At 57.8% G+C, this 12,862-nt stretch carries 13 protein-coding genes and 1 tRNA gene; 2 read left to right on the forward strand and 12 right to left on the reverse strand.

What is annotated here, in order from left to right:
• Nucleotides 1-326 precede the first annotated feature (326 nt).
• From AEQ67_RS24595 to AEQ67_RS24615, 5 genes are all read right to left on the reverse strand, one after another.
• A complete protein-coding gene (locus AEQ67_RS24595; protein ID WP_059406393.1) occupies nt 327-1,556 on the reverse strand; it encodes a methyltransferase in 1,230 nt (409 codons plus the stop codon).
• Nucleotides 1,537-2,226, reverse strand: a complete 690-nt coding sequence (locus AEQ67_RS24600) for an ABC transporter permease (RefSeq protein ID WP_059406394.1) — start codon at nt 2,224-2,226, stop codon at nt 1,537-1,539. Before AEQ67_RS24600 ends, AEQ67_RS24595 begins: the two co-directional genes overlap by 20 nt.
• The gene (locus tag AEQ67_RS24605) at nt 2,223-2,918 is read right to left on the reverse strand and encodes an ABC transporter permease (protein WP_059406395.1); all 696 of its coding nucleotides are present in this window, start codon (nt 2,916-2,918) and stop codon (nt 2,223-2,225) included. Before AEQ67_RS24605 ends, AEQ67_RS24600 begins: the two co-directional genes overlap by 4 nt.
• Before the next feature lie 78 nt (nt 2,919-2,996).
• Nucleotides 2,997-3,743 (reverse strand): ABC transporter substrate-binding protein, encoded by a 747-nt coding sequence (locus AEQ67_RS24610; RefSeq protein WP_059406396.1) that lies wholly within the window; start codon nt 3,741-3,743, stop codon nt 2,997-2,999.
• Between the two features lie 13 nt (nt 3,744-3,756).
• Nucleotides 3,757-4,530 (reverse strand): ABC transporter ATP-binding protein, encoded by a 774-nt coding sequence (locus AEQ67_RS24615; RefSeq protein ID WP_007972784.1) that lies wholly within the window; start codon nt 4,528-4,530, stop codon nt 3,757-3,759.
• Nucleotides 4,531-5,092: 562 nt separating this feature from the next.
• Here AEQ67_RS24615 and gabP point away from each other — a divergent pair.
• On the forward strand, nt 5,093-6,484 hold the full coding sequence (gene gabP / locus AEQ67_RS24620) for a GABA permease (RefSeq protein WP_059406397.1): 1,392 nt from the start codon (nt 5,093-5,095) through the stop codon (nt 6,482-6,484).
• A gap of 252 nt (nt 6,485-6,736) precedes the next feature.
• On the opposite strand, the gene AEQ67_RS24625 is transcribed toward gabP, so the two are convergent.
• The 4 genes from AEQ67_RS24625 to AEQ67_RS24640 all read right to left on the reverse strand — a co-directional run bounded on the left by AEQ67_RS24625 (nt 6,737) and on the right by AEQ67_RS24640 (nt 9,744).
• Complete coding sequence (locus tag AEQ67_RS24625) at nt 6,737-7,189, reverse strand: hypothetical protein (RefSeq protein WP_059406398.1); 453 nt, start codon at nt 7,187-7,189, stop codon at nt 6,737-6,739.
• Nucleotides 7,190-7,195: 6 nt separating this feature from the next.
• Nucleotides 7,196-7,612, reverse strand: coding sequence for a hypothetical protein (locus tag AEQ67_RS24630; protein ID WP_059406399.1), 417 nt, complete (start codon nt 7,610-7,612; stop codon nt 7,196-7,198).
• A 38-nt stretch (nt 7,613-7,650) separates the two neighbouring features.
• Nucleotides 7,651-8,616, reverse strand: coding sequence for an alpha/beta hydrolase family protein (locus AEQ67_RS24635; RefSeq protein ID WP_059406400.1), 966 nt, complete (start codon nt 8,614-8,616; stop codon nt 7,651-7,653).
• A gap of 69 nt (nt 8,617-8,685) precedes the next feature.
• Complete coding sequence (locus tag AEQ67_RS24640; protein WP_059406401.1) at nt 8,686-9,744, reverse strand: PDDEXK nuclease domain-containing protein; 1,059 nt, start codon at nt 9,742-9,744, stop codon at nt 8,686-8,688.
• A 260-nt stretch (nt 9,745-10,004) separates the two neighbouring features.
• On the opposite strand from AEQ67_RS24640, the gene AEQ67_RS24645 reads away from it, so the two are divergent.
• A complete protein-coding gene (locus AEQ67_RS24645; RefSeq protein WP_059406402.1) occupies nt 10,005-10,454 on the forward strand; it encodes a hypothetical protein in 450 nt (149 codons plus the stop codon).
• Between the two features lie 40 nt (nt 10,455-10,494).
• Here AEQ67_RS24645 and AEQ67_RS24650 read toward each other — a convergent pair whose 3' ends face one another.
• From AEQ67_RS24650 to AEQ67_RS24660, 3 genes are all read right to left on the reverse strand, one after another.
• Nucleotides 10,495-11,286, reverse strand: a complete 792-nt coding sequence (locus AEQ67_RS24650; RefSeq protein ID WP_059406403.1) for a TSUP family transporter — start codon at nt 11,284-11,286, stop codon at nt 10,495-10,497.
• Between the two features lie 72 nt (nt 11,287-11,358).
• Complete coding sequence (locus AEQ67_RS24655) at nt 11,359-12,435, reverse strand: hypothetical protein (RefSeq protein ID WP_059406471.1); 1,077 nt, start codon at nt 12,433-12,435, stop codon at nt 11,359-11,361.
• Nucleotides 12,436-12,746: 311 nt separating this feature from the next.
• A tRNA-Phe gene (locus tag AEQ67_RS24660) sits at nt 12,747-12,822 on the reverse strand.
• Nucleotides 12,823-12,862: the final 40 nt, after the last annotated feature.

Genomic DNA, 12,862 nt, shown 5'->3' on the forward strand with positions numbered 1-12,862 from the left:
CCTCCGGATGAATCAAACGACGCTTGGAAGCGGCCGATTGTAGCGGCTGGCCTTTGTGCTGAATACGAGGCGTATTTTCCGCTGCTACCGTCCCGGTTTAGGCAGTTATGTCCTTTTGATTGAATGCTTATGCACAACGGCCGGTCCGGCACACGCCTTTAAGATCGAAAATGTGGATCCGTTCTCATTTACTCGCAAATGACTGTTTTTCGGGTTTTTTCTGCATGTGTACGAAAATTGAACAGTAGTGTTTCAGGCCCGAAACAGGCATGGATATTGGATCCATGAAAATTTCATCAACAGAGTTATCCACAGGATGCGGCTGTTTAAGAACGTTCTGCCAACAGAAGAAAATTGCGCGGTGTGAGCGGGGTTTCGCAGAAGGTTCCGAGGCGAATGGCGTAGCCGTTTTCGTAAAGGAAAAGTGCCGAATCAAGGACCAGCCAAAGCTCCAGCGGGCGTCGGAAAAGTCCCCGTAGCAGCTCAAGATTGCGCACCTCCGCCAATCGTTGCCAACCGGCGGCTTCGACTGCTGCCCAGTCTTGGGCGCCAATTGTGGATAACTCTTTAAGTGCGGCCAAATGGTGGCAGTAATCGGCGAAGGATTTGTCCAGCCAGACAGCGGGCAGGGACGGGGTGGGCAGGTATTCGTCAACGCCGCGCAGTTGCCGTTGCAGCAGGTCGAACGCCAGGCGGCGGGCCATGGAGGTGTCGCGTTGGCGTCGGACGCGGGCGCCCGCGGTGACGGTTTCGCTCATCGGTAGCGCGAGGTCGTCGAGGGACAGGTGTAGGTTGGAGCGCTTGGCCGAAGAGGAAATCGGCTGATACTCGGTAAGACTGATCCGGTTGTAACAGCAAGGCGCGATGGCCAACTGTTTGCAGCCTGCTGCACTGGCGAGCTGGATCAGCCGCACATGCAGGTCACCGCAGGCATGCAGCGCGACCGGCGTGTGGTTAGCGTTCAATAAGGCAGCGGCACCGACAGCGAGTACATCTTGCTCGACGTGCAGCGCATGCAGATGATGGCGCTGGCTGAGCGCCTGGCCACTGGTAACCAGCGCCGGGTCGTATTCCAGGCAGGTCAGCTGTTGACCGGCCTGCAGTAGGCGCCGCCCCAGGTGACCTTTGCCTGAACACCAATCCAGCCAGTGCTTCGGCGCCTCAGAAAACTCCAGCCGACTGGCAAAGGCTTCAATCTGCTGCCACTTGCGCCCCGGCACATCGACATTCAATCGATGCCCGGCCGCTTCAAGCGCGTGGGCCGGCAATTCGCCCACGGCACTCAGCTCAAGAGATAACGCCGCCAATGAAGCAAACGGCTCCGGCGCTTCCAAAAGAGCTGGGTGGTTGTGTGCGTGCTCCGCCGCTTCCAATGAGCGCCCGCGTAGCCAAAGCGCCAATTCCGGGTAGGACGCTTCCCAAGGAAGCTGCAGATGAGTAAACGGTCGAGGCTTCCACAACGCCTGATGCGTTGTCAGAAAAGCATCCAGCGCCGTGAAACGAGCGAGTAGGGCCTCGCCCGTCAACACGTGGGAATCAACGCCCTTGGCAGGCATCGACGCGCAGCCAGCGCTCCAGCAGCTTGAAGCCGCGAACCAGCACGTAAGCCATCAGCAAGTAGAACATGCCAGCGGCGAAGAAGATCTCCACCGGCAGGTAGGTGCGGGCAATGATGGTGCGGGCCATGCCGGTCAGTTCCAGCAGGGTCACGGTGCTGGCCAGCGCGCTGGCCTTGAGCATCAGGATCACTTCGTTGCTGTAGGCCGGCAAGCCGATGCGCGCAGCTCGGGGCAGGATGATATAGACCAGCGCTTTGGCCCGGGACATGCCCAAGGCTCGCGCCGCTTCAATCTCGCCCGGCGGAATAGCCTGGATCGCGCCGCGCAGGATTTCGGCGATGTAGGCCGCCGTGTGCAAGGTCATGGTGGCAGTAGCGCACCAGAACGGATCGCGCAGGTACGGCCACATCGAGCTGTTACGGATCGCATCGAACTGCGCCAGGCCGTAGTAGACCAAAAACAGCTGAACCAGCAACGGCGTGCCGCGGAAAAAGAAGATGTAGCCGTAGGGAATTGCCCGCACGTACCAGAGCCGCGATGAGCGAGCGATGCCCAGCGGAATCGCCAGTAGCAACCCGGCAATCACGGCAATGGCCACCAGCTCCAGGGTCAGCGTCGCGCCTTGGGCCAGTTTCGGCAGCCATTTGATGATGACTTCCCAGTTCATTGGGTGCTCCTCGCGAAGCCGCGAGCGGCGCGTTTTTCCATAAAGTGCATGCCGGTCATGGCCAGAATCGTCAGGCCCAGGTACATGAACGCGGCCACCATATAGAAGGTGAACGGTTGTTTGGACACGGTTACGCCGATTTGCGCGTGACGCATGATTTCTTCCAGGCCAATGACCGACACCAGCGCGGTGTCTTTCATCAGGATCATGAACAGGTTGCCCAGGCCCGGCAGGGCGATACGCCACATCTGCGGCATGATCAGGCGGGTGAAGATGCGAAATTTCGACAGACCCAGTGCCACGCCCGCTTCACGGTGACCTTTGGGAATCGCCAGGATCGCGCCACGAAAGACTTCCGTGGCGTAGGCGCCAAAGCACAGACCCAGCGCAATCACGCCAGCGGCAAAGGCATTCAATTCAAGGTCGGGGTTGCCGAAGAATTCGCCCAGGGCACGCATCAGGTTGACCGTGCCGAAGTAGATCAACAGCACCCAGAGCAATTCCGGGATGCCACGAACCAGTGTCGAGTAAGTGCCGCCAAGCCATTGCAGTGGCTTGTACGGGGAAGTCTTGGCCAAGGCGCCGAGCAGACCGAGCACCAGCCCCAGGCACAAGGCCGAGAGTGCCAGTTTCACAGTCATCAGCGCGCCAGCGGCGAGCGCCGGGCCGAATCCGTAGAGATCGATAGTCATGGATTTCTTTTCAAATCGCGGCAGGCAATGCCAGGGACTGGCGCCGTTAGAAAGCGGCGCCGGTCCGGCAGGTCAGGATCAATAGATGCTGAACGGGAAATACTTGTCGTTGATCTTCTTGTAGGTGCCGTCTTCGACGATTTCTTTCAGGGCGAGGTTCAGCTTCGCGCGGATCGGGTCGCCTTTACGCACAGCGATACCGATCTTGTCGCTTTCTTCCACCGGATCACCTTTGAACTCATAAGGACGGCCGGCGTCGCTTTTCAGCCACTCGTAGTTGACGTACTTGTCCGCCAGGATGCCGTCCAGTCGACCGGAAGTGAGGTCGAGGTAGGCGTTTTCCTGGGTGTCGTAGAGTTTGACTTCAACGCCTTCCATGTTGTCTTCCATCCAGGTGCCGGCCAGGGTCGCGCGTTGGGCGCCGATTACTTTGCCTTGCAGCGCGGCCTTGTCGGTTTTGAAGTCGACGTCTTTCTTGGCGATGAATTGCAGCTTGTTGGAGTAGTACGGGTCGGTGAAGTCCACCGCTTGCTTACGCTCGTCGGTGATCGACATCGAGGAGATCAGGAAGTCGAATTTCTTGGCGTTCAGGGCCGGGATGATGCCGTCCCAGTCGGACGTGACCACGGTGCATTCGACTTTCATCTTGGCGCACAGGGCGTCGCCGATTTCTTTGTCGAAGCCGACGACATTGCCACTGGCATCTTTGTTGTTGAACGGCGGGTAGGCCGCTTCGATGCCCATCTTCAAGGTCTCGGCGGCGGCACCGGCGCTGAACGCCAGGGTGACGGCGGCAGCCAGGAAGATTTTTTTGTAGTTCTGCATGCGGGTAGCTCCGTTAGCGGTTGCTGGACATGAATTGTTTGCAGCGCGCCGAAAGCGGGTTTTCGAACACCTGCTGTGGCGATCCTTGCTCTTCTACCAGGCCCTGGTGGAGGAACACCACTTCGCTGGAGACCTGACGGGCGAAACCCATTTCATGGGTGACCAGCAGCATGGTGCGGCCTTCTTCGGCCAATGCGCGGATGACATTAAGTACTTCCTGGACCATTTCCGGGTCAAGGGCGGAGGTGGGCTCGTCGAACAGAATCACCTTGGGCTGCATCGCCAACGTGCGGGCGATGGCCGCGCGTTGTTGCTGACCACCGGAGAGTTGCGCGGGGTAGGCGTGGCGCTTGTCGGCGATGCCGACCTTGGCCAGCAAGGCTTCGGCGACTTCGATGGCTTCGGCCTTGCTCTGGCCGAGCACGCGACGTGGGGCTTCGATGATGTTGTCGAGCACGCTCATGTGCGGCCACAGATTAAAGTTTTGAAACACAAAACCAATCTCGCTGCGCAGGCGATTGATCTGTTTGCCGTCGGCAGCGACCAGTTCGCCGTTCTTCGCGGCTTTGAGTTTGAGTTCTTCGCCGGCCACCAGGATTTGCCCCTGGTGCGGGTTTTCCAGCAGGTTGATGCAACGCAGGAACGTGGACTTGCCGGAACCGGAGGAACCCAGGATCGAGATCACATCGCCGTCGCGGGCGGTCAGCGAGATGCCTTTGAGCACCTCAAGCGAACCGTAGCGTTTGTGCAAGTTGCGGATTTCAAGCGCGGGCGTGGCCTCAGCCATGTGCGTTCCTCATAGTGTTTCGCTCCTGCTGTTGGTTGGCCTTCCTGGCGAGGCGGCCAAGCTAGCATAGCGTCTGAATGGCAGCCAACAGCGCTACGGGCGGTAAACGGGTGGCGTGTGGCAGGTTGTCGCATCGGTACAGCAGACTGTCGCGCTGCTATCAACCGAACAGCCGTTTGAACCCGGCCTGCCGATAAAAAGCGCGGGGCTGTTCCAAAAAAGGGCGCGATGTTGCCAGCTTTGGCGGGGTGTTGGAAGCGCTAACCGGCCAAACGTTCCTGATCCGCACTTTTATTGTGCGTCTGGCATTTTTTGGGTGTGTTTCTGGTGCGCTATTTCGTTCTAAAAGTGGGTCGCTGGGTAACGTTCTGGCGAATTGCCATTAATCTCAATGACTTGCGATGACTGCCCGGTCAGGAGGAGAGCCCCGAGACAGAGGGTTTTGTAACATTTTGGCGCAATTATTGCGTGCAGAATCCGGAACGCCCCGTTGGTTTCTTTTTACGAGAAGGAACACCAGGCCGGGTGGACGTCATCGCTTTTCCTTACAAAGGTAGTTTCAATGAGCAGTACCCAAAGCTCCAATGGCCTCGAACAGGGGCTCAAACCGCGTCATGTGACCATGCTGTCGATTGCCGGGGTTATCGGCGCCGGCCTGTTCGTCGGCTCGGGCCACGCCATCGCTGCAGCAGGCCCGGCCGTGCTGTTGGCCTACGCTGCCGCCGGTGCTCTGGTGGTGCTGGTCATGCGCATGCTCGGCGAAATGGCCGTCGCGTCGCCAGACACAGGCTCCTTCTCGACGTACGCCGATCGCGCGATCGGTCACTGGGCCGGTTTCACCATCGGCTGGTTGTACTGGTGGTTCTGGGTGCTGGTCATCCCGCTGGAAGCCAACGCCGCAGCGACTATCCTGCATGCCTGGTTCCCGAATGTGGCGATCTGGGCCTTCACATTGATCATTACTTTGCTGCTGACGGTGACCAACCTGTTCAGTGTGAAGAATTACGGTGAGTTCGAATTCTGGTTCGCCCTGGTCAAAGTCGTGGCGATCATTGGTTTCATCGGCCTCGGCATTCTGGCGATCTTCGGCTTCTTGCCAACCAGCCAGGTCAGTGGCGTTTCGCACCTGTTTGATACCCAAGGCTTCCTGCCAAACGGCATGGGCGCGGTACTGGGCGCAATTCTGACCACCATGTTTTCCTTTATGGGCACCGAGATCGTGACCATCGCGGCCGCGGAATCGAAGAACCCTGGCCAGCAAATCTCCAAGGCCACCAACTCGGTGATCTGGCGGATCGGCTTGTTCTACCTCGTATCGATCTTCATCGTTGTGGCCCTGGTGCCATGGAACGATCCTATCCTGGCGAGCGTCGGTTCCTACCAGACCGTGCTTGAGCGCATGGGCATCCCAAATGCCAAGCTGATCGTCGACATCGTGGTACTCGTTGCTGTGACCAGTTGCCTGAACTCGGCGCTCTACACCGCGTCGCGCATGATGTTCTCCCTGGGCAAGCGCGGTGATGCACCGGCCGTTTCCCAGCGCACCAACAAGAGCGGCACCCCTTACTGGGCCGTGATTCTGTCGACCGGCGCTGCGTTCCTTGCGGTATTCGCCAACTACGTGGCCCCGGCTGCCGTGTTCGAATTCCTGCTGGCCAGCTCCGGCGCTATCGCGCTGCTGGTGTACCTGGTGATCGCGATTTCGCAACTGCGTATGCGCAAACAGCGTATGGCTCGCGGTGAAAAAATCGCCTTCAGCATGTGGCTGTTCCCAACCCTGACCTACGCAGTGATCGTGTTCATCGTTGGCGCACTGACCATCATGCTGTTCCAGGAAGCCCACCGCGTGGAGATCCTCGCGACCGGTTTCCTGAGTTTGCTGGTGGTGGCTGCCGGTTTGTTCGTGGCTCGCCGTCGCAAGCTGGAGAAGGTTGGCGCGGTAGTGCTGAACTGATTCGTACCGCGTGACGCAAAACGGCCGCTGTCAGTGATGACAAGCGGCCGTTTTTGTTTCTGAAGAGGCGAGAGATGCAGCAGCGCAAACCTTGTAGCTGCTGGCGCAGCCTGCGTTCGGCTGCGCAGCGGTCGCAAAACCTGCGCGCGAGGTCATGCTGAGGGACCGCATGATCTGACTTCACGACTGCTGCGCAGCCGAACGCAGGCTTCGCCAGCTGCTACAGAGGTCGCGTTATGGCTTGACCGGTGTTTACTCGGTCTTTTCTTCCTGCGCGTCCAGCGACTGGCGATAGCTGTCCAGCGCATTGCCGAAGTCAGTGATGAACTGCGGATCGGTCAACCACGCCTGAGCGGTGTCGCGGTCCATGCCGTCGGCCCACATGCGGTAGTCGATCAGCATGTCGGCGGCCAGGTGAGTGGCAGCCATGGCTTCGTTGTCGGCGTTTTCCATGTCCAGCAATTCTGGATGGTCGCTGATGATCTCGGCGAGATTCGACAACAAAGTCAGCAACATGTCATTGCGGCCGATGGCTTCGGCATCACGCATTTTGCTGAACATCGCCAGGGTGTATTCCGGGATCGGCTCGCCGATGTCGCCCAGATCATCGTCCAGCGCGGCGGGTTTTCTGCCGTGGATATTGATTTGCTTGGCTTTGATCTTGGCGCGTTTGGCGCGTTTCTGTTGCTTGTTCAGGGAGGCCATGGGAACTCAGTTCGGTTTCTGTTGGGGTTGGGCTGCGATGGAGTCGGACGCCGCCACATAATCAGCCTGGAAGGCCGGCGATTCGATCCACGCCAGGGCGGCGGCTTCGTCGACCTCGGCGGACCATTGACGGTATTCGATCAGCGCCGCGAGGATGAAGTCTGTCGCCGTTTCTTCGCCCTCCTGCTCCAGCACCAGCGCGAGCAGTGGGTGTTCGAGAAAGGCCGTGCACATGGCTTGTTGGCTGATCTTTTGCGCGTCGATCATTTCTTTGAACAGTTCAGTCAGGTCCACCGATTCAAAGTCGATGCGATCGTCGTTCGGGTCCAGCTCGACCGGCGCGGCGGCGCGTTGAGTGCGGTTCTGCTTGGCCTTGGCTTTGGCGCGGGTGGCGCGTTTTTGCTGTTTGTTGGCGGAGGCCATGGGCGTCGTTCCGTATTTCGTTGAGAGGGGCAGGTCGATCAACTGCGTGGCACTAGCCGCCCAGGAGTGTCGGGGGCCAGTTCGCCGGTTTGCAGCCAGGACAATGCAATGGGCCATAGTGTGGCTTGGTATGGGCTACGAAAAAAGGCGAAATGTCCGACTTCTTCTTCGCCGATGTCTTCCGGGGCAATTCGCAGGTGGCTGTTCTGACTGCTGGTGAAGTAGCCGAGCAGGCGTTCGATAGCCGGAATCGTGCCGTAAGGGTCGTCGCTGATGCTGATGGCCAGGGTTTTCGCGGTGACGTTGGCGAAGGGTAAGCCGCCTGTTAACGCGCGACCGCTTGGACGCTGCTCGTAACGAGACGTCGGTGTACTCCAGTCGCGGACCACGCCGGCGGGTGTGTCTTCCAGCCAGCCGAGGCGTTTTCCGGGGAAATATCCGCACAGCATCGTCACCAAGGGCATCACCAGGTGCCACTTGCCAAACATCCGCCAGCGGTGGGCGGGCGCATAGTCGCGCCAGTAAGCGAATTGCGCGCCGACCGTCACCAGATGCCGAATCAAGTGTCCGGACGCTCCCAGGCCCGCTGCACAGCCTCCAAAGCTGTGGCCGACGACATCGATGGGCTGGCCGGGGAAGTCGCGTTGAGCGCGCTTGAGCATCGCTTCAAAGTCCAGTGCGCCCCAGTCGGTCCATGAAGCCTGAAGCCCTTTCAGGGAATCGCGTCGCGATTCGCCGATGCCGCGGTAGTCATAGGTGATGACGTCGAAGCCATTGGCGAACAGGTAATCAGCGAAACGTGAGTAGTGGCGGCAGCGGACTGAGGTGGCGGCGTTGATGATCACGACCGGGCGGGTGGTGTCCTGATGCTCATGCCGCCAGCGGAAGCCGCCCAGGAGGTAGCCGTCTGCGGCAGGTTCCTTGAACGGTTCACCGGCAGTGGATGGTGGCAGCGGTAACTCGATTTGAGTGGGCGCCAGTGAAGGCATGTCCTGCAAATTCATGGCTTTTTGACCTTTGCGGGTAGCTGCCAACAATAGTCTTCGCGCGGCTTACGGACAATCCATCCGTGTTTACAGGGGGATCTGATCGAGCAGCCGCTCTTCAAGTGCCGCTCGTTCGCGATCCAGCTCTGCGCGCAGTTCCTCTTCGCTCGGTAGCACCAGCTTGTACTTGCTGGCGAACAGTTGTTCGTTGCCCTGCAACACCGAGTAGCGCACTACCGACTCGTTTTTTTGCGCGCAAAGGATGATGCCGACGGTCGGCCCGTCTTCGTCGCTGCGCTTGAGGTCGTCGTACATGCGTACATACATGTCCATCTGCCCGACATCCTGATGGGTCAGTTCACCGCGCTTGAGATCGAAGATGACAAAGCATTTGAGCAGGTAGTTGTAGAACACCAGATCAATGTAGAAATCCCTGCCTTCGGTACTGATGCGTTGCTGGCGGGCGATGAACGCGAAACCTTTGCCCAGCTCAAGCAGGAAACCCTGTAGCTGTTCGATGAGGGCTTGTTCAAGTTCGGTTTCCAGAACGATTCCTGTGCTGGGTAGACCGAGAAATTCCAGCATCACGGGGTCTCGGATGAACTCCCTGGGACTGTCGTTGATTGCTTGGATGTTCGTAGTCGCTTCCTGCATGACGGCAGACTTGTCTCGACTCAATAGCAGGCGCTCGTAGTAGAGGGTGTTGATCTGGCGCTCCAGGGCGCGGCTTGACCAGTTTTGGTTGGCGGCTTCGTCCATGTACCATTTGCGTGCAGTGTCACTATCCACTCGGAGTAGTCTGCGATAGTGGGTCCAGCTCAATTCGAGACGCAATGCGTCTCGAATTGGAAACGCCTGATAAAACAGGCGCATTTTCCGCAGGTTGGTCTCGTCAAACCCCTTGCCGAATTCTGTTGTCAGCACCTTCGCCAACGTAGCCAGCAACTGCTTCCCGTAAACCGCCCGCCGGGCACCTTCCTGCTCAAACTCGACAATATGCCGCCCGATCTGCCAGCAGGTTTGCACCTGAGCGGTATCGACCGCTCGCAGCACTTTCAAGCGTGCCTGGCGGATCAGCTCGCCCAGATTGCCAAGCAGTGAGGCCAGTTGTGGATCTGGGGTGTTATCGGGTTTGACGATGCTCATGAAGTCTTCCGCAGTTGGAGGCACAGCGAAAGAGGATGGCAAAAGAGCGCTGGATGAAGATGCAGGGCACCTCTGGTAAATCGGCAGGAAATACCGGACAGGTTTGCAGGAGCACGCCGACGGCTGCGCAGATTTGAGGAATACAGTGCGTAGTCCAATTCGCAGTGGACTCAAGTACTAATCAATCTAAAACACGGGCGCTCAGCGAGAAATCTAAAAGGAGTAACGATTGGGTTCTGCGGAACCCGGGAGTGCCCATCATGAAACACGTCCACGCATTATTGCTGCCTCTGGCTGCTGTCGGTCTGTTGATGTTCCCCGTCATGTTGCAGGCGGCCAGCCTTGATCCGGTCGACAACTCAGGCGTGCAAGTTCAGCGACAAGAGCAAAACGGGATTACTTACCTGTCCGGTGGTATCGGCGAGGATGAGGCGAAGGCCATCCAGCAGACCACGGGGTACAACCTGCACATGACCTTCTCCGTCGGAGTGGAAAACAAATACATTCCCGATGTCGATGTGGTCATTCAGAAAGCCCAAGGGCAGCCCGTGCTGACGTTGAGCCAGGCGGGCCCGCTGGTCTACGTTCAACTGCCTCCCGGCAAGTACACCGTTGTCGCGACCCGCAATGGAGAGGCGCGGCATGACACAACGGACGTCGGAAACGATACCGCTCGTAATCTGGTTTTTCACTGGAATGGTGATGAATAGCTACCCACACGTCGCGTCGCGAATGAGCGCCCACCGCTGATCAAAACGAAGCCAATCCATTGACGACCGCAACACGCAAAGGATTGGTTTCTACGCTCAGCAGCTTGATGGCCAAGGCGCAGCAGACCACGATCAACATGGGTTTAATCAACCGGGGCCCGACCCGAACAGCGGCTCGTGCGCCCAATTGAGCGCCAATGAAGGCCGCCAACGCCATGGCTATGGCAATCGGCCAGATAATCACACCCTTGGTAATGAAGACCGCCAGAGAGCCCAGGTTGCATGAGGCATTGGCAAGTTTGGTAAAGCTCATCGCCCGCATCATGCCCAGGCCGCAGAGCAGCACAAACGCGACGATAAAAAAAGAACCCACACCAGGGCCAAATATACCGTCGTAAAAACCCAGGATCGGCGCAACGGTAAACGAAAAAAGCAGGATGCCGATTCGCTTGCGTCGATCCTCATTGGCCAGTTTTGGAGAGAGCGCAAAATAGATGGCCACCAGAATCAGCATGATTGGCACGCAAACTTCCAGATAGCGCTTATCAATAGAGCTGACCAACAAGGCGCCACTGGCACCACCCATAAATCCGCAGATAACCAGGAAGCGGCCCTCTCGCCACTCGATCATTCCCTTGCGAGCAAAGGTTGCAGTGGCCGAAATTGTTGCCGAAGCAGCCTGGAACTTGTTCGTTGCAATTGCACTGATCGGATCTACACCTGCCAGAAACAATGCAGGCAAGGTAATCAAGCCACCACCCCCGGCAATCGCATCAAAAAAACCGGCGCAAAACGCGACGAGTGCCAGCATGCCAATTACGTCCCAAGACATTACATTCCCTCTTTTAATTATTGGCCAGTCATCCGCATGACTGCTCGTTCAACCCCCTGAGCCCTTGGAAAATCAGCCCTGCAGCAGTAACGGGTCCTCTGAAATAACGATAGGGGAAGAGAATTTGGAAAGGCCGAAAAGGCGAACCAGGACCCGTCTGTTGTCTTTGATGACATCGCGGCAGTGCAGCGTCCGGATGTTGTTGATGGCCATGGCCGATTCCTGGGTCAACGTGTATTCAGCCGGAATTGCTTCGTTTACACCTTGGCAAAGGGCGTCGTAAGCCGTTTTGACAAAAGTCGAGGCGTCGTCATTGACCGAAAAGCGATAAGAGTTGAAGCGGGCGGCGAACCCGACGTTGTCGTCGAACTCCAGAATCGAAACGTTGCGACCACCTTCCCCTTTGCCACTGACAAAGGAGTCGCTACGAGTGAACTGGAAGTTACCCGTGGTCAGCGCGAGGCAGTTGGTGATACCAACCTTGTCCAGTATGGGAGGCAGTGGAATGACCCGCGTAGGTTCCAGGCCTGGGTTCCACAGGGCGGAAAGTATGAGAGACGACGGAGAGGGCGAGTGCCCGTCTTTCGCGTTCACGGCGCACCAGTAAGGCGCCTCGGTGTGCGGGCCAAGCGCGAGGCCGGAATGCGAGCTCAGTTCTTTTATACCCGACTCGGCATTGATTTTGATGAGTCCGCCACCCTTGAAGTTGGCCACCAATCGAACCAGTTTTCCTTCGTTGTCCATGTCATAGGCAAAAGCACTGTTATCCACCAGCGCCAACAGGATTTGATTGCGAGCGGCCAGGCAAAGAACGTCGTATCGATTTTCCAGGGATGTCAGGCCTGGTAGTTCTTTTGGAGGGCTGGCGTCGGTGATTTTTTGCAGCCCTTCAAAGATCAACACGCAAACAAGGCCATCGGAGTAGGCCGCCAGCAGTTCGCGTTGGTCTTTCGAAAACGAGCACTTTAATTCGGTGACTGCCAGAGAGGCTTTGGACCTGGCGCCTGGTGCTTGTGGCCCGCCGATGGCGGCCAGTTCTTCAGCGAACGTGTGAAGCCATGTCGACTGCCGAACATCAAAGTTGAAAATTCTGATTTCTTGTTCAGCGAAAAGCTCAGCGGTTTCGACGTCTTGTTTGGCGTCAGTCATGGTCGACATCCCTGTTGTGCATCTGCTTGCGGTTACGCGGCAGCTCCTCCTCCGATTCTGCCCAAGCCGATGTTCAGCGTATGTCGTCCGTTTCCGTTAAAGCATACGGAGCGTTCCCACAGACTCGAGAGACGGCCAAGAAGGGGGCATCGAGACTCGGCTTAAAAAGCGTTACAGCCGCTTGCTAGCGTGGCGACAGGAGGTGGGGAATTGAAGCTTCGTCTGGCGCTTCGAAGGTGACTGCAATCGCGCCTCACCAAATCACAGGCATAAAAAAACCCTGAATCTTGCGATTCAGGGTTTTCGGTATTTGGTGCCCAGAGACGGAATCGAACCGCCGACACGGGGATTTTCAATCCCCTGCTCTACCGACTGAGCTATCTGGGCAACGGGGCGCATTAAACTGGTTTTTCAGGGGGTCGTCAAG

It is taken from the genome of Pseudomonas sp. RIT-PI-q (assembly GCF_001297125.1).
Classification (GTDB): domain Bacteria; phylum Pseudomonadota; class Gammaproteobacteria; order Pseudomonadales; family Pseudomonadaceae; genus Aquipseudomonas.

Coding starts and splice junctions, on each gene's coding strand:
- AEQ67_RS24645 (WP_059406402.1), top strand. CDS start 10,005: ATGAAACACGTCCACGCATTATTGCTGCCTCTGGCTGCTGTCGGTCTG.
- AEQ67_RS24615 (WP_007972784.1), bottom strand. CDS start 4,530: ATGGCTGAGGCCACGCCCGCGCTTGAAATCCGCAACTTGCACAAACGC.
- AEQ67_RS24600 (WP_059406394.1), bottom strand. CDS start 2,226: ATGAACTGGGAAGTCATCATCAAATGGCTGCCGAAACTGGCCCAAGGC.
- gabP (WP_059406397.1), top strand. CDS start 5,093: ATGAGCAGTACCCAAAGCTCCAATGGCCTCGAACAGGGGCTCAAACCG.
- AEQ67_RS24625 (WP_059406398.1), bottom strand. CDS start 7,189: ATGGCCTCCCTGAACAAGCAACAGAAACGCGCCAAACGCGCCAAGATC.
- AEQ67_RS24610 (WP_059406396.1), bottom strand. CDS start 3,743: ATGCAGAACTACAAAAAAATCTTCCTGGCTGCCGCCGTCACCCTGGCG.
- AEQ67_RS24650 (WP_059406403.1), bottom strand. CDS start 11,286: ATGTCTTGGGACGTAATTGGCATGCTGGCACTCGTCGCGTTTTGCGCC.
- AEQ67_RS24655 (WP_059406471.1), bottom strand. CDS start 12,435: ATGACTGACGCCAAACAAGACGTCGAAACCGCTGAGCTTTTCGCTGAA.
- AEQ67_RS24630 (WP_059406399.1), bottom strand. CDS start 7,612: ATGGCCTCCGCCAACAAACAGCAAAAACGCGCCACCCGCGCCAAAGCC.
- AEQ67_RS24605 (WP_059406395.1), bottom strand. CDS start 2,918: ATGACTATCGATCTCTACGGATTCGGCCCGGCGCTCGCCGCTGGCGCG.
- AEQ67_RS24635 (WP_059406400.1), bottom strand. CDS start 8,616: ATGAATTTGCAGGACATGCCTTCACTGGCGCCCACTCAAATCGAGTTA.
- AEQ67_RS24640 (WP_059406401.1), bottom strand. CDS start 9,744: ATGAGCATCGTCAAACCCGATAACACCCCAGATCCACAACTGGCCTCA.
- AEQ67_RS24595 (WP_059406393.1), bottom strand. CDS start 1,556: ATGCCTGCCAAGGGCGTTGATTCCCACGTGTTGACGGGCGAGGCCCTA.